Genomic DNA, 17,783 nt, shown 5'->3' with positions numbered 1-17,783 from the left:
GAAGCGCCCCGGCGAGCGTCGCGTCCATCCGAAGGGCCGCGGCACGCTCCGCATGTCCATGCGCGCCGGCGCGCTAGCGCTTCTCGCCGCGGCGCTGGCGATGCCGGCGGCGCCGGTCCTGGCCCAGGCCGACCTGCGTACCGAGGGCGACGTGGCCAAGGCGCAGGGCGCCTACGAGGCGGAAGTGCCGGTCAACAGCCAGGCCGAGTCCGACCGGGCCGGCGGGCTGGCGCGCGCGCTGGGCGCGGTGCTGGCCAAGCTGTCCGGCGACCGCAACGTCATGGCCCGGCCGGGCGTGCCGCAGGCGTTGCGCAACGCCGGCAACTACCTCGACAGCTACGACTACCGGCAGGACCAGGGCACCTCCCCGACCGGCGCGCCGACCTTCAAGACCATGCTGGTGGCGCGCTTCCGGCAGGACGACGTGGACGGCCTGGTGGCCGCGCTCGGCCTGCCGGTCTGGCCGCAGCCGCGGCCCAAGCCGGTGCTGTGGCTGGCGATCGACGACGGTTCCGGGCCGCGCCTGGTCGGGCTGCAGCAGTCCAATGCCGCGCGCAGCGTGCTCGACCGGGCGGTGGAGCGCGGCTTCCGGCTCGGCCTGCCGGGCGGCGGCGCGGCCGAGCAGGCCCTGGTCGGCGCGATCTGGCGCCAGGACACCGCGGCGGTGGCGCGCGCCTCGGCCCGCTACAGCCCGCCGATGCAGCTGATCGGCAAGTTGTACCGGTCCGGCGGCGGCTGGGCCGCGGATTGGGTGTTCGTGGACGACGGCAAGGTGCTTTCGACCTGGTCCACCAGCGATGGCGATGCGCGCCGGGCGATGGCCGGCGGTGCCGACGGCGCCGCCGATGCGCTGGTCAAGCGCTACGCCAAGCGCGTGGAGACCGGCACGCCCGGCGTCTACCGCGCGGTGTTCACCGGCATCCGCAGCGCCGACGACTACCTGCGCCTGTCGGCCGCCCTGCAGGGCGTGTCGGTAGTGCGCGGCATCCGCCCGGTCCGCGCTTCCGGCGACCGGCTCGAGGCGGACCTCGAACTGTTGACCGGCATTTCCGGCCTCAACCGCATGCTCGGCGACGACAGCCCGGTGGTGCCGGTGTCGGTGCCGACCGAAGGCCCGGTCATCCTGGACGGCGAGCGCGCCGAGTACCGCCTGAAATGAACCTGTCGCCCGAAGCCGAAATCGCCCTGTTCCTGCGCCGCCTGAAGTGGACGGCGCTGGCGGTGGGCGTGTGCTGGGTGATCTGGCTGCTGGCCCCGGTGCTGACCCCGTTCGCGCTGGCGCTGCTGCTGGGATGGCTCGGCGATCCCCTGGTCGACCGCATCGAGCGCACCGGGCTGTCGCGCAACACCTCGGTCGTGCTGGTGTTCGCCTCGATGCTGCTGCTGGTCGCGCTCGCGCTGATGATCCTGGTGCCGATGATCGAGCGCCAGATCGTCACTCTGATCAACGCGCTGCCGCAGATGCGCGATTGGGTGATCGGCACCGCGGTGCCGTGGATCGAGCAGAAGACCGGGCTGGAGCTGATGACCTGGCTCGACCCGGAGCGCCTGATCGACTGGATCCGCTCGCACTGGCAGCAGGCCGGCGGCGTCGCCAAGACCTTCTTCGGCTACCTGTCGCGCTCGGGCTTCGCGATGGTCGCCTGGGTGCTCAACATCGTGCTGCTGCCGATCCTGACGTTCTACTTCCTGCGCGACTGGGACAAGCTGGTCGAGCGCGTCGCGGCGATCATCCCGCGCAACTACATCGGCACCGTCGGCCGCCTCGCGCAGGAGTCCAACGAGGTGCTCGGCGCCTTCATCCGCGGCCAGTTCCTGGTCATGGTCGCGCTGGGCGTGATCTACGCGGCCGGGCTGTCGATCAGCGGCCTCAACCTGGGCCTGCTGATCGGCCTGATCGCGGGCCTGATCAGCTTCATCCCCTACCTGGGCGCGACCACCGGCGTGGTGCTGGCGGTGCTGGCCGCGCTGGTGCAGGCGCACGGCTTCGACCTGCGGCTGATGGTCGGGCTGGCGGCGACCTTCACGGTCGGGCAGCTGCTGGAGAGCTACGTGCTGACCCCGCGCATCGTCGGCGACAAGATCGGCCTGCACCCGGTCGCGGTGATCTTCGCGGTGATGGCCGGCGGCCAGCTGTTCGGCTTCCTCGGCATGCTGCTGGCGCTGCCGGTGGCGGCGGTGGCCAACGTGCTGCTGCGCTACGCCCATGAGCGCTACAAGCAGAGCGACCTGTACGCCGGCGAGCGGCCGACGATCCTGCTCGACAGCTACGTCGACAAGAACGCGGTCGTCGAAGTGCCCAAGGACGGCGATCCGACGTGAGCGTGCCGCAGTTGCCGCTGGCCCTGCGCTATCCGCCGGACCAGCGTTTCGAGAGCTTCGTCGCCGCGCCCGAGGGGCTGGTCGAGCACCTGCAGGCGATGGCCGCCGGCACGGTGCGCGACTGGCTGTACCTTGCCGGCTCCGCGGGCAGCGGCAAGACCCACCTGGCGCTGTCGCTGTGTGCCGCTGCCGAGCAGGCCGGGCGCGCGGCCGCCTACCTGCCGTTGCTGGCGGCGGCAGGGCGCCTGCGCGAGGCGCTGGAGGCGCTGGAAGGCCGCGACGTGATCGCGCTCGACGGCCTGGAACATGTCGCCGGCACGCGCCAGGGCGAGCGGGCGCACGGCATCGCCGGCAACCGCGACGACGAGGTGGCGCTGTTCGATTTCCACAACCGCGCGCGTGCCGCGGGAGTGACGCTGCTGTATACCGCGCAGGCCATGCCCGATGCCTTGGCGCTGGCCCTGCCGGACTTGCGCTCGCGGCTGTCGCAATGCACGCGGATCACCTTGCCGGCGCTGGACGACAGCGGCCGCGCGGCGGTGTTGCGCGACCGTGCGCAACGCCGGGGGCTGGTGCTGGAAGAAGCGGCGATCGACTGGCTGCTGGTGCATGGCGAGCGCGAACCGGCGGCGCTGGTGCGGCTGCTGGACCGGCTCGACCGCGAATCGCTGGCGGCCAAGCGGCGCGTCACCGTGCCGTTCCTGCGCCGGGTCCTGGGCGAGGCCAGGAACCCGTAGCGGTCGCAAGATGGATGCAAGCCTTTCCCTTCCCCGGGAGAAGCTGCCCCGCAAGGACGGATGGGGGTACGGGCGAAGCCCCCGCGCCGGGAAATGACGGCTATGGCACTGGAGAGCGCCGTGCGTTCAGTTGCCGATCCAACTGCGCCAGCCGCTCCGGCGTGCCCACGTCGGTCCACTGCCCGCGGTGGCGCTCGCCGGTCACGCGGCCTGCCTGCATCGCCGCGCGCAGCAACGGCGCCAGCTTGAAGCGCGGCGGCGTCGCGTCGGCGCCCGGCGCCGCGCCGATCGCGTCGCGCCAGCGATCGAGCAGGCCCGGGCGGTACACGCCGATCCCGGCGAACGTCAGCGCGGGATGGCCCGCCTCGCGATCGCATACCCGGCCGTCGTCCAGCAGGCGGAAATCGCCGGCCGGATGGTGGTCGGGATTGTCGACCAGCACCAGGTGCGCGTCGCCGTGCGGGGCCCGAGGCAGCCGCGCCAGGTCGAAATCGCTCCAGACATCGCCGTTGATCGCGATGAACGGCGCGTCGCCCAGCAGCGGCAACGCATGCAGCATGCCGCCGCCGGTCTCCAGCGGCACCGGTCCTTCGAACGAGTAATGCAGGCGCAAGCCGAAGCGGCTGCCGTCGCCGAGCATCTCCGGGAACCGTTCCGCCAGCCACGAGGTATTGACCACGACCTCGCGCACGCCGAGCGCGGCGAGCCGGTGCAGGTGCCAGGCGATCAGCGGTTCGCCGCCGGCCGCCAGCAGCGGCTTCGGGGTGCGGTCGGTGAGCGGCCGCATGCGTTCGCCGAGGCCGGCGGCGAAGATCAGCGCCTTCATGCGCCGGCCTGCGCTTCGCGCGCGGCCAGCGCGGGACGGATGCGGCTGTCGAGCAGGTGCCGCAGCGGCTGCAACGGCGGATGGCGCGGCAACACTTCGTCCAGGTAGCCGATGAAGCGCGGCACGTTGCGCAGGTACCAGTCCTTGCCGTCGCGGTAGTTCAGGCGCGAGAAGATGCCCAGGTTCTTCAGGTGGCGCTGTACGCCCATCCAGTCAGCGTCGCGCAGGAAACGCTCGCGGCTGGCGGGCACCGGGATGCCGGCTTCGAGCGCGCGCGCGTGATACCGCGCCAGCCAAGCGTCGACGCGCGCCAGCGGCCAGCTCACCGAGGTGTCCTTGAACAGGCTGACCGGGTCGTAGGCGACCGGGCCGAGCACGCAATCCTGGAAGTCCAGCACCGCCGGCCCGTCCGCGACCGGCATCAGGTTGCGCGGCATGAAATCGCGATGCGCCAGCACGCGCGGCTGGGCGAGCGCATTGTCCATCAGGCGGCGCTGCACGAGCTGGAGCTGTTCGGCCTCGCCGCAATCCAGCGCGATGCCCAGGTGGCGGCCCAGGAACCATTCCTCGAACAAGCCTGCGTCGCGCTGCAGCAGGGCCTCGCCGAACTCGCCGATGCCCTCCGGTGGCGCGATCTTCTGCAGCTTGAGCAATTGCCCGACCGCCGCGTCGAACAGGTCGTCGGCGTTCGATGCATCCAGTACCTGCGCCAGCGTCGGCCCGCCCAGGTCCTCCAGCAGCAGGAATCCCTGCTCGACGTCCTCGGCCAGTACCTGCGGCACGCGCACGCCGGCGCCGCCGAGCAGCCGCTGCATGCGCAGCCATGGGCGCACGTCCTCCAGGCCGGGCGGCGAGTCCATCACGATCCGCGACGGGCCTTTCCCCTCGCTGCGCCAATAGCTGCGGAAGCCGGCATCGATCGAGGCGCGTTGCAGGCTGGCCTGCGCATCGCCGAGGGCCTGGCGCGCCCAATGCAGGCGCTGCCGTTCGCGTGGGGAATCGCTGTCGGTAACTGGGGTCATCGCGTGCGAAGAACGGGGCGACACCGGGGCGCCGCCGCGGGAAAGCGGGGAGGAGGAAGGGGTCAGGACTTGCCGCTGAACAGCCGCAGCAGCGCCAGGATGGCCACGGCCCCGAGCAGTGCGGCGAGGAAGCCGGCCGGCTCGCCGGCGGCGTACCAGCCCATGTAGCGGCCGAACCAGCCCGCGAGCACCGCGCCGCCGATGCCGAGCACGATCGTCAGCAGGCAGCCCATGCGGTTGTTGCCCGGCATGAAGAAGCGGGCGAGCAGGCCGACCACGAAGCCGACCAGGATGATGTAGAGCCAGCTGTCGCTGCCGAACAATCCGCTCATGGGACACTCCGGTGGGGAACCGCGCGCAGACTAGCAGGCCGGGGCGTGCGTTGGGGCGGGACCCGCGAAGCCCGCCCCCGCATCGAACGCCGTCGTGGGGGGAGCTTCAGCCCTGCAGGGCTTCACCGGGCAAGACCGGGACCCGGTGTGGAAACTCGGAAGAGCGACACGCCTGCTTCGGGTCGGGTGTCGTTGTGGGAGGGCCTTCAGCCCCGGCGGGCTTGACCGGCCATCTGCCGGGACTGAAGTCCCTCCCACAAAAAAAGCGAGAAACTGCAAGAACGCATCGGATCGTTTGACAGCCGACCCCAGGCGAAGGCGCCTTTCCCGAATCCCGAATCCCGAATCCCGAATCCCGAATCCCAGGTCCCAGGTCCCAGGTCCCAGGTCCCAGGTCCTAGGCCCGGATCAGCAACAACCGTGCCCGCCGTGGCGGCTGCCGCTGTCGGCCGCCACCGGCGAGCCGCTGGTTTCGCCGCGCAGGCTGGCCGCGTGGTGCTCGGCGATCACCTTGGCCACGCAGGCGGTGACGCGCTTGCCCATCGGGATGTGCAGGAACTCGTTGGGGCCGTGCGCGTTGGAGTGCGGGCCGAGCACGCCGGTGATCATGAACTGCGCGCCCGGGAACTTCTCGCCGAGCATGCCCATGAACGGGATCGAGCCGCCTTCGCCCATGTACATGGCCGGCTTGCCGAAGAAGGTCTGGCTGGCCTCGTCGATGGCCTTTTCCAGCCACGGCGCCATCGCCGGCGCGTTCCAGCCGCTGGATGCCTTTTCCAGCTCCAGCGTGACCTGCGCGCCGTTGGGCGGATCGCGCAGCAGCGCTTCCTTCAGCCGCTCGCCGCAGCGCTTGCCATCGGCGGTCGGCGGCAGGCGCAGCGACAGCTTCACGGCGGTATGCGGGCGCAGCACGTTGCCGGCCGATTCCAGCGGCGGCATGCCGCCGATGCCGGTGACCGACAGCGCCGGGCGCCAGGTGCGGTTGAGCACCAGCTCGGTCAGGTCCTCGTTCATCGGCTCGAGGCCCTTCACCAGCGGGAACTTGTCGAAGATCGCGGTATCGACCACCTCGGCGGCGCGCTTGGCCTGCGCCAGGCGCTCCTGCGGCACCTCGACGTGCAGGTCCTCGAGCAGGATGCGGCCGGTCTTCTCGTCCTCGATCCGCGACAGCAGCTGGCGCAGCAGGCGGAAGCTGGACGGCACCACGCCGGAGGCATCGCCGGAGTGCACGCCTTCCTCCAGCACCTTCACGGTCAGGTTGCCGCCGGTCAGGCCGCGCAGGGAGGTGGTGCACCACAGCTGCTCGTAGTTGGCGCAGCCCGAGTCCAGGCACACCACCAGCGACGGCTTGCCGATGCGGTCGGCCAGGTGGTCGACGTACGCCGGCAGGTCGTAGGAGCCGGATTCCTCGCAGGCCTCGATCAGGATCACGCAGCGCGCATGCGGCAGGCCCTGTTCCTGCAGCGCCATGATCGAGGTCAGCGAACCGAAGATCGCGTAGCCGTCGTCGGCGCCGCCGCGGCCGTACAGCTTGTCGCCGCGCAGCACCGGCTTCCATGGACCCAGCTCCTCGTCCCAGCCGGTCATCTCCGGCTGCTTGTCGAGGTGGCCGTAGAGCAGCACGGTGTCCTCGCCGGTCTCCGGGCCGCTGGCCGGGATTTCAAGGAAGATCAACGGGGTGCGGCCTTCCAGGCGGACCACCTCGACCTGCAGGCCGGCGATCTTCTGCGCCCGGGCCCAGTTCTCCATCAGGGCGACCGCCTGGTCCATGTAGCCGTTTGCGACCCAATTGGCGTCGAACATCGGCGACTTGTTGGGGATGCGGATGTAATCGACCAACTGCGGAACGATGTCCTTGTCCCATTTCTCGCTGACGTACTGGTCGATCTTGCGGCTGTCCATCGGGTGCTCCGGGAATACGTGACTAAGAGCGCCCATTCTACGCCTGCCGCCGTTTGTAGGAATTTTCCTACAGCACTGCGCGCGGTTTACCGGCTGTGCGTGCGGGGGGCCGACGATACGCTTGTCTCATGTGGCGCGGGACACTGTTTCAGCCGGCAGGAATGCCGGCCAGGACCCTTCCCAAGCCACAAGGAGCGTTGCCATGAAGTCTTTAGCCGTAGTCCTGCAGTCCTTGTTCCTGGCGTTGCTGCTGTCCTCCGCGGCCCATGCGGTCGAAAGGATCAACATCAACACGGCGAGTGCCGCCGACCTGGACAGGGTGCTGGTGAACGTCGGGCCCGCCAAGGCGCAGGCCATCGTCGAACACCGCCGGGCCAACGGTCCCTTCAAAAGCGCCGAGGAGCTGGCGCTGGTCAAGGGAATCGGACTCAAGACGGTCGAAAGGAACAGAGACCTGATCGAAGTGGGGGCAGGGAATACCCCCGCTGCGAAGGCTGCCAAGGCGGCGGCTGCACAGCCGGTGCAAAGACGCTGAGGGGAATGGAAATCCGCAATACGGTCCGACGCAGGATGCGTGGCCGCTACCTATCTGGACAGGAAGTCTAGGGGAAGGCTGGAAGCCGACATGGATGTGTATCGCCCGGTGTTGCACATTGACGTGCAGCCGGGCGATTTTCGTTGTGGGGCTGGAACCCGGGATTGGGGATCTGCCGATGCCGCCTTCGAGGCGTCCGGTCTCGCGCGGCCCGGCAGGCGCAGGCACAATGCCGGGATGTCACTCCTGCATGCACCGTCCCGGGTGATCGCCGCGGCCGATTACCGGCGCGAACGCTGGCGCAACGGCCTGGGCTGGACCCGCGAAATCCTGCGCCTGCCCGGCGACGGCGACTGGTCGTTGCGGCTGTCCATCGCCGAGATCGAGCGCGATGCGGCGTTCTCCGCGTTTCCCGGGGTCGAGCGCGAGCTGGTGCTGTTGCAGGGCAACGGCGTGCGGCTGCGTTTCGAGGACGGCCGGGTGGAGACGTTGTTGCCGCCCTACCAACGCGCGCGGTTTCCCGGCGAAGCGCTCGTCGCCGGCGAATTGATCGACGGCGTCACGCACGATTTCAACGTGATGTGGCGGCGCGATGCGCTGCAAGTGGACGTGCTGCACCGCCCGTTGGCCGGGCGGATGGTGTTCTTCACCGAGCTCGGGGTCGCCTGGGCGATCCACCTGCTGGCGGGACAGGCGCGCTTCGATGCGGGCAGCGGCCTGGGCGGGATGGCGGCCGGCGATACCGCCTGGCTGGGCGCCGGAACACGCGAGGGGCACGGGGTCGACGGCGCCGGCGAATTGCTGGCGGTCCGGATCCGTCCGGCCTGAGGGGCCTGGCTCAATACACGTCGCGCCGGTAGCGGCCTTGAAGCGAGAGTTGCTCGCGCGCCTCCGGGCCGAGGACCTCGTCCAGTACCCGTTCCACCTCCGGCGCCATGCCGCGCAGGCTGCCGCAGACGTGGATCGCGGCGCCGTCGGCGACCCACTCGCGCAGGGTTGCGGCGGCTTCGCGCAGGCGATGCTGCACGTAGCGGACCGGGCCGGCGCCGTCGCGGGAGAACGCCGTGTCGAGGCGTTCCAGCCAGCCATCGCGCTGCCAGGCGCGCAGGTCCTCGCCGAAATGCAGGTCGAAGGCCGCGTTGCGTTCCCCGAACAGCAGCCAGTTGCGCCGCGCCCCGGCGGCGATGCGTTCGGCCAGGTGCGCGCGCAAGCCGGCGATCCCGGTGCCGTTGCCGACCAGGATCATCGGCACCTGCGGCCCGGGGCCGTGGAAATTCGGATTGCTGCGGATGCGCAGGGCGATTTCGTCGCCAAGGCGGGCATGGCGGCACAGCCAGCCGCTGCCGAGGCCGGGTTGGCCCCGGGCGTCGGTCTGCAGGCGCAACAGCAGCTCCAGGCGGCCTTCCGGGGGGATCGAGGCGATCGAATACTCGCGGTGCGGCAGCGGCTGCAGCCCGCGCACCAGCGTCGCCGGATCGGCGGGGCCGGCCAGGTCCGGCAGGCGCGATTCGCTCAGCCAGTCGCGCAAGGGCCGGCCGTCCACCCGTTGCGTGCCGTCCAGTGCGTGCGTCCGCAGCCAGGCATCCACGCGGGTGGCCGCCTGGCGCGGACCGATCTCGGCGATGTCGCCGGCCTGCCAGTGCGGCAGCGGCCCCCGGGCCGGCGCGAGCGCGATGCGATAGACCTCGCCGCCGGCACTGCCGGCGTTGAGCAGGTTCCGTTGCAGCAGGCGCCATGGCGCATAGCGTGGCTTCTCCCAGTCCGGCAAGGTCGACGGCCGGTCGCCGAGCTGCGCCAGCAGCGATTGCCATTGGCGCAGCGCTTCCGGCGCGGCGCGGTCCACGTCGATCCGCTCGAACAGCGCATGCGCGCCCTGGTGCCGCAACCATCGCTCGAGCCGGCGGCCGAACGCGCAGTAGTCGGCGTAGTCGCGGTCGCCGAGCGCCAGCACGGCGTAGCGCAACGAAGGCAACTGCAGGGAGCGCTGCATCACGTCGCGCAGGAACGGTTGCGCGTGGTCGGGCGCGTCGCCTTCGCCGGTGGTGCTGGCGATGAACAGGATGCGGGCGCCGGAAGCGAGCCGGGAAGCGTCGAGCCGTTCCAGCGGCAGGGCGACGGCCGGCTGGCCCACGTTCGCGAGCGTTTCCACGCTGCGCTCCGCCAGTTCGCGCGCGAACCCGGTCTGGCTCGCCCAGGCGACCAGCAGTCCGGCGCCGTCGGCCGGCCCGGTCGCGAGGCTGCGCGAGCGCGATGCGACCCAGGCGCTGCCGGCGGCGTAGGCGAGCACGGCGATGCCGGCCAGCCACCAGCGCCCGGGCAGCGGCGGGGCGCTCCACCAGTCGCCTTCGTGCAGGCGCAGCAGGCCCAGGGCGATCGACGTCAGCAATGCGCCGACCGCCAGGTTGCCGGCGACGGCACGCCGCGATGCGCCGTTCATGCGTGGGTTTCCAGCAGCCGCTCGAAGGCCTGGCTCATGCGTTCTTCCACGCCGGCGTGGGTGCGGGCAAGAAAGCGCACCGCCAGCCCGCGTGCATCGGCCAGGGCGATGCCAGGGCCCGGGCCGAGCACGGTGAAGGCGGTCGCCCAGGCATCGGCTTGCGTCGCGTCGCCGGCGATCACGGTCACGGCCGCGGCGGCCCGTTCGACGGGCCGGCCCAGGCGCGGATCGAAGGTGTGCGAATAACGCCGACCGTCCGCATCGAAGCGGTGCCAGCGATCGCCCGAGGTGGCTATCGCGAGGTCGTCCAGCGCCAGCACGCGCGGCGGCAGGCCGGAGGCGTCGTCCTCCTCCGGCGCCGATTCCACCAGCACGCGCCACGGCTGGCCATCGGGCTTGCGACCGTAGCCATGCAGTTCGCCCCCCACTTCCACCAGCGCGCTGGCGATGGCCTGTTCCTTCAGGTGCCGATGCACCGCATCCACGCCGTAGCCCTTGGCGATGCCGGACAGGTCGAGTTCGAGCCCGCCGGGCTGCAGCAGCTCGTGCCCATCGTCGCGCCATTGCAGCCGCGTCCAGCCCACGCGCGCGCGCATGGCGTCGATCGCGTCCTGCGCAGGCACGCGCCGGGCCCCGGCATGCGCGCCGAATCCCCACAGCGAGACCAGCGGCCCGACGCTGGGATCGAATGCGCCGCCGCTGGCGCGGGCGACGTCGAGCGCCACCTGCATCACCGCGCGGAAGCCGCCGGGCAACCGGTGCCAGCTGCCGGCCGGCGCGCGGTTGTAGCGGCTGATGCCCGACTCCGGCTCCCAGGTGCTCATCTGCGCCACCACGGTGTCCAGCACGCGCTGGATCCCGGCGTGGATCGGGTGCAGGTCGCGGTGGCGCGGCACGACCAGCTTCACGCTCCAGGTCGTGCCCATGGTCTGGCCGCCGAGTATGGCGATGTCGAGGGAGGCGTGGGACATCCGGGGACTCGTGCGGGCGCCGTCGTTCCCGCCTTCGCGGCAACGACGAGCGTCCGGCGGTGGATCACTGCGGCAGCACTTCCAGCGTGGCGACGTAGCTCAACCGGCGCTGCCTGGCCTGGGGTACCGTGGTCTTGCCGTCTTCAGTGGCGGTCTCCAGCCAGTACATGCCGGCTTCCGGCCAGGTCACCGAGAACGCGCCCTGGGCATCGGTCTTCACCTTGATCTCGTCCTGCGCATTGCGATAGCGCGTCCCGCCGCGGACGATCTCGACATCGAGGCCCGCGGCCGGCTTGCCGTCGATCTGCAGCTTGAACTGCGCCGGTTCGCCGGCGAACAGGTCGTTGGGATGGGTGACCGGGACCAACTCGATGCCCTTGCCGCCGGGCTCGAGCGCGGTCTCGTTCGGCGCGCCGTTGGTCACGAACGTCTCCACGCGGCCGAGCGACTGCGACACCTGCAGGTCCTGCGCGTTCTTCGGCACCTCGGTGGCGAAGCGCGCTGCGTCGCCGCGCCAGCGCTTGGGCTTGCCGTCTTCCTTCCAACTGGCGAACAGGCCGTCGTTGACCACCGCCAGGCGATAGGTGCCGGCCTGCTTGAGCTGCAGGTCGAACACGCTGCGGTAGCGGCCGGTGGCGGCGTTCTCCGGCTGCAGGCGGCTGCCGTCCGGCGCGGTGATCGCCAGGTTGTCCAGCCGCAGCGGCACGTGGTTGAAGTAGAACAGGTCGTTGGAGACGGCGCCGTCCACGGTGATCCAGGGCTGTTCGCCGGCGATCACGGTCTGCGACGGCAGCAGCCAGGCCTTGTGGGCGAGCGCGGAGAACGGCAGCGCGGCGAGCGCGGCGGTCAGGACGAGGGAACGCTTCATCGGAACTCCTGTGGCGATCGTCGATCGAGGGAAGGGATCACGGCTTGGCGGCCAGGGTCACGCTGCCCAGCTCGCTGCTGCCCTGGGCCTTGCCGCTCTGCGGGCTCCTGGCCGGCCAGCTGAAGGGGATCTTCAACAGCTCGCGGCCACCGACTTCGCGCGCGGCCTCGACCACCAGCGTGTATTCGCCCACGGCCAGGCCCTTCAGCTGCGGCTGCTGGTCGGTGAAGGAGAGCGCGTGCTTGCCGGCGGGCCGGGTCGGGCCGGTCACCCCGTCGACCGGCACCTGCAGCGTGCGCCCGCTCTTGCGCCACCACTGGCGCAGGTCGGGCAGCCACTTGGTGCCGTGGCCCTCGGCGGTGTCCCTGGATTGGTACCAGACGGCGAGGTTGGCGGCGACCTTCTGGTCGGCCCCTTCGATCCAGATCGCCACGTAGGGGCGGTGGTACTCGGCGACGTTGAGCTTGGGGATCTCGACGTTGACGTCGAGCGTGGCCGCGTAGGCCGGCACGGCCAGCAGGCCGCTCAAGGCGATGGTGAGGGTGGCGGTGACGCGCATGGAAGTCTCCGGGCGTGGATTAGTGGATCAGGAGCAGGGCGATCAGCAGCGGGACGAGCAGGCCCAGCCCGACCAGCGGCCAAGTCATGCGGCGCTGGCGGGCGTGCATCTGCAGCAGGAACAGGCCGGTGACGCAGAACACCAGGCACGCGACCGCGAACAGGTCGATGAACCAGCTCCAGGCGGGGCCGGCATTGCGTCCCTTGTGCAGGTCGTTGAAGTATGAGATCCAGCCGCGGTCGGTGGCTTCGTACTCAACCGCGCCGCTGGCGCGATCGATGCTGAGCCAGGCGTCCGCGCCGGGGGCCGGCATCGAGAGGTAGATCTCGTCGCCGGACCATTCCGCCTGGCGCCGGCCGAGCGATACGGACAGCTCGCGGTCCAGCCAGGCCACCACCTCGCGCGGCAGCGGCGCGTAGCCGTCCTCGGGACCGTCCAGCGCACGCAGCAGCGGCGCCGGCAGCGTGGCCTGGCGGTTCGTCACCGTCGGCTTCGCCTCGATGCGCGCGGCATGGTTCAAGGTCAGGCCCGTCGCGGCGAACACGAGCATCCCGACCAGGCAGATCGCGGAGCTGATCCAGTGCCACTGGTGCAGCGTCCGCAGCCAGAAACCGCGACGTTGGCGCGCCGTGGCGTGATCGGTGGCGGACGGAGTAGGCAACGGACGCTGTCGGGAGGGGCCGAGGAGGAAGTTATTCTACAGAAATGAGAATTGATCTCAATTATGGAATTCGAGTCTGCGCTCGTGCCAGGCCTGGAACGCGCCCGGCGGCGAGCCGTGCTCGTGTGGGAGTGGCTTTAGCCGCGATGGGCTTTTCCCGGGCAAGCCCGATCGCGGCTAAAGCCACTGCCACAAACAGCGACAGGGAAACCCGAGCTCTTCGACGCACGACGGGCACGCAGATTGATGGCGTCCGGTCAGGTCTCCGACCACTCGCGCAGCAGGTTGTGGTAGACGTTGGTGAGCTTGAGCAGCGCGCCGCGGTCCGCGCCCGATGCGGTCAGCGCCTGGATCGCGGTGTCCAGTTCGAACAGGCGTTGCCGCCTGGCGCTGTCGCGCACCAGGCTCTGCACCCAGAAGAACGAGGCCAGCCGCGCGCCGCGGGTCACCGGGGTGACGCGGTGCAGGCTGCTGGAGGGGTAGAGGATGAGGTCGCCCGCGGGCAGTTTGACCTCGTGCTCCCCGTAGGTGTCGCTGATGACCAGTTCGCCGCCGTCGTATTCCTCCGGCCCGCACAGGAACAACGTGCAGGAGAGATCGGTACGCAGCGTCATGGCCGGCTGCGTCGCGCTGGCCGCCAGCGTCATCACCGCGCCATCGACGTGGAAGCCGTATTCGCCGCCGCCCTCGTACCGGTTGAAGCGCGGTGGGATCGTGCGCAGCGGCAAGGCCGCCGCGAAATAGAGCGGGCTGCGGGCGAGCGCCCTCAGCACCGCCTGTCCCAGTTCGTGCTTGAGCGGCGACGCGTCGGGCAGTTGCAGGTTGCGCTTGACCTGGGCGCCCTGCGCGCCGACGGTCTCGCGACCGTCGGTCCAGTCGGCGCCGTCGAGCGCCTGGCGGAAGCGCGCCACTTCGTCGGCGGTCAGGATGCCGGGGATGTGCAGCAACATGGCGTGCTCCGGGAAAAGGTCTCCGTTCTTATCATGACGCGAACGGTGCCACCGCGGTGCGGGAGGGCTCCAGCCGCCGGGACTGAAGCCCCTTCCGCAAGCACCTTCCGCAGCGGAGGATGGCCGGGGAAGGTGCCGCCTGCGCGGATCAGAACTTCAGGTTGGCCGTGAGCAGCGCCGAGCGCGGCGCGCCGGGCGTGTAGCGGAATCCGCTCTTGTTGATGCCGGCCACGTAGTCCTTGTCGAACACGTTGTTGACGTTCAGGCGCAGCTCGAAGTGGTCGTTGACCGGGTAGGTCACCACCGCGTCCCAGACCGCGTACGACTTGACGAAGGCCGGCGTGCCGATCGCGCCGTCGGTGCCGCGCTTCATCTCGCCGGAGTAGCGCACGCCGCCGCCGATGGTCAGCTTGAACGGCAGCGTGTAGGTGGTCCAGGCGGTGAAGGCGCTGTCCGGCGTGTAGGCCAGGTCCAGGCTGCCGTCCTGCGACACCTTGGCGCCTTCCTTGACCTGCGCGTCCATCCGGGTATAGCCGGTGGAAAGCGCCCAGTTCTCGGTGAGCTTGCCCACGGCGGAGAGTTCCACGCCCTTCACCCGCTTCTCGCCGGTCTGGTAGTACAGCCCGTCGCTGCCCTGGCTGATCTCGTTGGTGACGTCGGTCTGGAACAGCGCCAGGGTCACGAAGAGGTTGTCGTCCAGGAAGTTCCACTTGGTGCCGACCTCGGCGGTCTTGGCCTTCTGCGGGTCGAAGCGGGGGTTGTTGGCGTTGTTGGCCGACGCGCTCAGTTCCAGCGAGCTGCCGCCCGGCGGCTGCTGGGAAATGGCGTAGTTGGCGTACAGGCTGATGTTCTCCGCGGCCTTGTAGACCGCGCCGAGCTTCCAGTTGAACAGCGTGTCGGAAACGTCGGCATCCACGCCCACCTGGGTGGCGCACGGCACCGCGTTGGTGGTGGCGGAGGTGCAGGTCAGGCTCTTGAAGTCGGTCTTGTAGCGGTCCAGGCGCACGCCGGCGGTGACCAGGAAGCTGTCGCCGAACTTCAGCGTGTCGAAGGCGTAGGCAGAGAACGTGGTGGTCGTGCCCTTGCTGTGCGCGCCGTTGCGCGCGCTGGCCAGCGGCGTGGTGTTCCAGTCGGGGGCGTACAGGTTGACCGGGTTGGCGGCGAGCCAGGCGGCGCGGTCGACGATGTTGCGCCCCCAGCTCTGCAGTTCCTCGCGGGTGGCCTCCACGCCGGTGCTGAGGTTGTGCCTGATCGCGCCGGTGGCGAAGTCCACGCGCAGGTTCAACTGGTCGGTGAGGATCGTGTACCGCTGGTCCTTGAAGGTGGGCAGGCTGCGCGCCACCGTCCAGGTCGACGGGTCCGCGGGGTCGGGCGTGCGCAGGTTGGCCGCGTTCGGCATGAACGCGAACAGCAGGTAGTCCTGCTCGTTGCGGCCCCAGCGCGCGGTGTTGGTCAGCTTGACCGCGTCGGAGAAGTCGTGCTCGAAGCGGAACGTGGCCATCTTCGAGGTGACGTCGTCGTGGTCGTAGCGGGTGCCGTAGAAGTTCTCGCTGTCCACGCGCGCCGCATTCGTCAACCACGGACGGGTCGCGTCGGGCGAGGAATAGCCGGGCAGGCCGATGGTCGGTACGCCGCCGTCCGGCACGTTGTCCTGCTTCACGTACAGCAGGTCGATGAAGTAGCGGGTGCTGGTATCCAGGCCGAACGCGAGCGACGGCGCGATGCCCCAACGCTTGTTCTGGACGTGGTCGCGGCCGATCGCGTCGCTATCCTGGCCCATCACGTTCACGCGCAAGGCGCTGGTGGCGCCGAGCGCCTGGTTCCAATCGCCGGTGACGCGACGCTGGTTGTCGGTGCCGCCGGTGAGGGACGCGCTCAGCGCATCGGCCAGGAACGGTTGCTTGGTGACCAGGTTGATCGCGCCGGTCGGCGCGCTGCGGCCGTTGTCGGTGCCGGCGGGGCCTTTCTCGACCTCGATCTGCTCGATGTTGAAGACGTCGCGCGAGATCGAGCCGAGATCGCGGATGCCATCGACGAAGATGCTGCTCGAACTGTCGAAGCCGCGCATGTAGATCGCGTCGCCAGTGGTGGTGTTGCCGTTCTCGCCGACGTAGAACGTACCGACGCCGGGACTGTTGCGCAGCGCCTCGGTGAGGGTGGTGGCGCCCTGCTCGTTGAACAGGTCCTTGCTGATCACGTTGAGGGTCTGGGGCGTATCGATCAGCGCCTGGGTGAACTTCGGCGAGGCCGGCGCCTCGACCAGGTAGCGCTTGGCCCGGTCGCCCTGGACGTCGACCTTGTCCAGCGTGGTGGGCGGGGCCGCGGCGGCATCGGCGGCGAAGGCGGGGGAGGCGAGGCCCAGGCTGCCGAGCAGGGCTGCGGCGGTGAGGCTCTGGGCGGATGCCTGAGAGAGGGAGTGCTTGCGGCTCTTGATCTTGGAGGTCATCGTGACGGAGGTGCAGGGCTGGATGCTCGCCGGCGGCGCGCGTTCTCCGGTCCCGTGGGTCGGGGAGCGCGCGTTCGAGCCGGGGTGGTTGGCCAGACGGGCTGGCTGCCTCTGGCCGCGTTTCATGCGGTCATCGCGGCATATTTCCTCGCAAATGCGAATTGTTTGCAATATGTTTCGCATCCCGACGAATCGTGCCGGCGCACGGGAAACGCGGAAAACCCCGCCGAGGGCGGGGTTCTTCTGGCCAAAATCGCCTATCTTTCAGCGACTTGCACGGATTCCGTCGACTAGCGGTCGTCCCGCGTCCAGACGCCGCCGTGCTCGAGCTTCACCGGGAACTTGGCCACGGGCGTATAGGCGGGCGCGCACAGCGCGCGGCCGTCGCGGACGTCGAAGCGGGCGCCGTGCAGCAGGCACTCGATGGTGCCGGCCGAGGCGTCGTACTCGCCGGCCGAGAGCTCGTAGTCCTCGTGGCTGCAGCGGTCCTCCAGCGCATAGAAGTCGCCGTCGAGGTTGAAGACCAGGATCGGCGCATCGGTCACCTCGTCCCAGACCGTCTTCATCTCGCCCGGCAACAGCTCGCCGGTGGCGCAGACGAAGGTCCAGTTCTCCTTGGCGTCGCTCACGCTCCTGCCCCCAGCGGCTTCTCCAGCACCTCGAAGCGCAGGTCGTCGCGGAGCGGCACGCCGAAGCGCTCGTCGCCGTAAGGGAAGGGCTTGGTCACGCCGGTACGGCGATAGCCGCGGCGCTCGTAGAAGGCGATCAGTTCGGAGCGGATGTCGATCACGGTCATCCGCATCACGGACCGGCCCCATTGGTCGGCGACGATGCGCTCGGCTTCCTCCATCAGCCGCTTGCCTATCCCGCCGCCCTGCAGCGTGGGACTGACCGAGAACATGCCGAAGTAGCCGGCGCCGTCCTCGTCGGCGATATGCGCGCAGGCGACCAGCTGGCCGTCCTGTTCGACCAGCAGCACCAGGCTGCGGTCGCGCAGGATGTCGGCGCGCAGGACCTCCGGGTCGATGCGCTGGCCGTCGAGGAAATCGGCTTCGGTGGTCCAGCCCGTGCGGCTGGCGTCGCCCCGGTAGGCGGAGGTCACCAGGGCGACGATCGCGTCGACGTCGGCCACGGTGGCGGTGCGGAAGGTCAGTGTCTGCATCCGCGCATCTTAACGGCAGCCCCCGCTTTGTAGGAGCGGGGAGCCTGCGGCGG

Annotated in this window: 18 protein-coding genes; 5 read left to right on the top strand and 13 right to left on the bottom strand. The window is 70.0% G+C overall.

Translation table 11 applies throughout. The features are described from left to right. Positions 1 to 52 precede the first annotated feature (52 nt). From FD678_RS02610 to hda, 3 genes are read left to right on the top strand one after another with little or no spacing between them, the layout of a single operon-like run. Entirely contained in the window at positions 53 to 1,159 is a 1,107-nt protein-coding gene (locus tag FD678_RS02610; RefSeq protein WP_140719932.1) for a DUF2066 domain-containing protein, read from the top strand. Beyond that, positions 1,156 to 2,322 (top strand): AI-2E family transporter, encoded by a 1,167-nt coding sequence (locus FD678_RS02605; RefSeq protein WP_140719039.1) that lies wholly within the window; start codon positions 1,156 to 1,158, stop codon positions 2,320 to 2,322. Before FD678_RS02610 ends, FD678_RS02605 begins: the two co-directional genes overlap by 4 nt. Then, positions 2,319 to 3,059, top strand: coding sequence for a DnaA regulatory inactivator Hda (hda, locus tag FD678_RS02600; protein ID WP_140719038.1), 741 nt, complete (start codon positions 2,319 to 2,321; stop codon positions 3,057 to 3,059). The genes FD678_RS02605 and hda overlap by 4 nt, the downstream gene beginning before the upstream one ends. 100 nt (positions 3,060 to 3,159) lie before the next feature. Here the strand turns inward: hda and murU are convergent, their stop codons facing one another. The 4 genes from murU to FD678_RS02580 form a co-directional block, all read right to left on the bottom strand. After that, the gene (gene murU / locus FD678_RS02595; protein WP_140719037.1) at positions 3,160 to 3,885 is read right to left on the bottom strand and encodes an N-acetylmuramate alpha-1-phosphate uridylyltransferase MurU; all 726 of its coding nucleotides are present in this window, start codon (positions 3,883 to 3,885) and stop codon (positions 3,160 to 3,162) included. Continuing rightward, positions 3,882 to 4,907 (bottom strand): aminoglycoside phosphotransferase family protein, encoded by a 1,026-nt coding sequence (locus FD678_RS02590; RefSeq protein WP_140719036.1) that lies wholly within the window; start codon positions 4,905 to 4,907, stop codon positions 3,882 to 3,884. The genes murU and FD678_RS02590 overlap by 4 nt, the downstream gene beginning before the upstream one ends. 62 nt (positions 4,908 to 4,969) lie before the next feature. Continuing rightward, positions 4,970 to 5,239 (bottom strand): GlsB/YeaQ/YmgE family stress response membrane protein, encoded by a 270-nt coding sequence (locus FD678_RS02585; RefSeq protein WP_140719035.1) that lies wholly within the window; start codon positions 5,237 to 5,239, stop codon positions 4,970 to 4,972. 408 nt (positions 5,240 to 5,647) lie between these two features. Continuing rightward, positions 5,648 to 7,141: a M20 family metallopeptidase gene (locus FD678_RS02580; RefSeq protein WP_140719034.1), complete on the bottom strand. Its 1,494-nt coding sequence runs from the start codon at positions 7,139 to 7,141 to the stop codon at positions 5,648 to 5,650. Between the two features lie 202 nt (positions 7,142 to 7,343). Here FD678_RS02580 and FD678_RS02575 point away from each other — a divergent pair, with 202 nt between their 5' ends. After that, on the top strand, positions 7,344 to 7,676 hold the full coding sequence (locus FD678_RS02575; RefSeq protein ID WP_140719033.1) for a ComEA family DNA-binding protein: 333 nt from the start codon (positions 7,344 to 7,346) through the stop codon (positions 7,674 to 7,676). A gap of 237 nt (positions 7,677 to 7,913) precedes the next feature. Next, positions 7,914 to 8,504, top strand: a complete 591-nt coding sequence (locus FD678_RS02570; protein ID WP_140719032.1) for a HutD/Ves family protein — start codon at positions 7,914 to 7,916, stop codon at positions 8,502 to 8,504. Between the two features lie 10 nt (positions 8,505 to 8,514). On the opposite strand, the gene FD678_RS02565 is transcribed toward FD678_RS02570, so the two are convergent. The 9 genes from FD678_RS02565 to FD678_RS02525 form a co-directional block, all read right to left on the bottom strand. After that, the gene (locus FD678_RS02565) at positions 8,515 to 10,113 is read right to left on the bottom strand and encodes a sulfite reductase subunit alpha (RefSeq protein WP_140719031.1); all 1,599 of its coding nucleotides are present in this window, start codon (positions 10,111 to 10,113) and stop codon (positions 8,515 to 8,517) included. Then, positions 10,110 to 11,084 carry an FAD:protein FMN transferase gene (locus FD678_RS02560; protein WP_140719030.1) on the bottom strand — a complete coding sequence of 325 codons (975 nt, stop codon included), beginning with the start codon at positions 11,082 to 11,084 and terminating at the stop codon, positions 10,110 to 10,112. Before FD678_RS02560 ends, FD678_RS02565 begins: the two co-directional genes overlap by 4 nt. A 64-nt stretch (positions 11,085 to 11,148) precedes the next feature. After that, positions 11,149 to 11,952 (bottom strand): DUF4198 domain-containing protein, encoded by an 804-nt coding sequence (locus FD678_RS02555; RefSeq protein WP_140719029.1) that lies wholly within the window; start codon positions 11,950 to 11,952, stop codon positions 11,149 to 11,151. Between the two features lie 37 nt (positions 11,953 to 11,989). Continuing rightward, positions 11,990 to 12,511: a DUF2271 domain-containing protein gene (locus FD678_RS02550; protein ID WP_140719028.1), complete on the bottom strand. Its 522-nt coding sequence runs from the start codon at positions 12,509 to 12,511 to the stop codon at positions 11,990 to 11,992. 19 nt (positions 12,512 to 12,530) lie between these two features. Continuing rightward, positions 12,531 to 13,172: a PepSY-associated TM helix domain-containing protein gene (locus FD678_RS02545; protein WP_140719027.1), complete on the bottom strand. Its 642-nt coding sequence runs from the start codon at positions 13,170 to 13,172 to the stop codon at positions 12,531 to 12,533. A gap of 257 nt (positions 13,173 to 13,429) precedes the next feature. Further along, positions 13,430 to 14,122 carry a Fe2+-dependent dioxygenase gene (locus FD678_RS02540; protein WP_140719026.1) on the bottom strand — a complete coding sequence of 231 codons (693 nt, stop codon included), beginning with the start codon at positions 14,120 to 14,122 and terminating at the stop codon, positions 13,430 to 13,432. A gap of 148 nt (positions 14,123 to 14,270) precedes the next feature. Further along, the gene (locus FD678_RS02535) at positions 14,271 to 16,568 is read right to left on the bottom strand and encodes a catecholate siderophore receptor Fiu (RefSeq protein ID WP_140719025.1); all 2,298 of its coding nucleotides are present in this window, start codon (positions 16,566 to 16,568) and stop codon (positions 14,271 to 14,273) included. A gap of 290 nt (positions 16,569 to 16,858) precedes the next feature. Next, positions 16,859 to 17,197 (bottom strand): non-heme iron oxygenase ferredoxin subunit, encoded by a 339-nt coding sequence (locus FD678_RS02530; protein ID WP_218569450.1) that lies wholly within the window; start codon positions 17,195 to 17,197, stop codon positions 16,859 to 16,861. After that, complete coding sequence (locus FD678_RS02525; protein ID WP_140719024.1) at positions 17,194 to 17,730, bottom strand: GNAT family N-acetyltransferase; 537 nt, start codon at positions 17,728 to 17,730, stop codon at positions 17,194 to 17,196. Before FD678_RS02525 ends, FD678_RS02530 begins: the two co-directional genes overlap by 4 nt. Between the last annotated feature and the right edge of the window lie 53 nt (positions 17,731 to 17,783).

The organism is Pseudomonas sp. Hp2 (assembly GCF_006386585.1).
In the GTDB taxonomy this organism is placed as follows: Bacteria; Pseudomonadota; Gammaproteobacteria; order Xanthomonadales; family Xanthomonadaceae; genus Pseudomonas_S; species Pseudomonas_S boreopolis.
The sequence above is the reverse complement of the archived record's forward strand: the minus strand, read 5'-3'. Positions and strand labels throughout refer to the sequence as shown.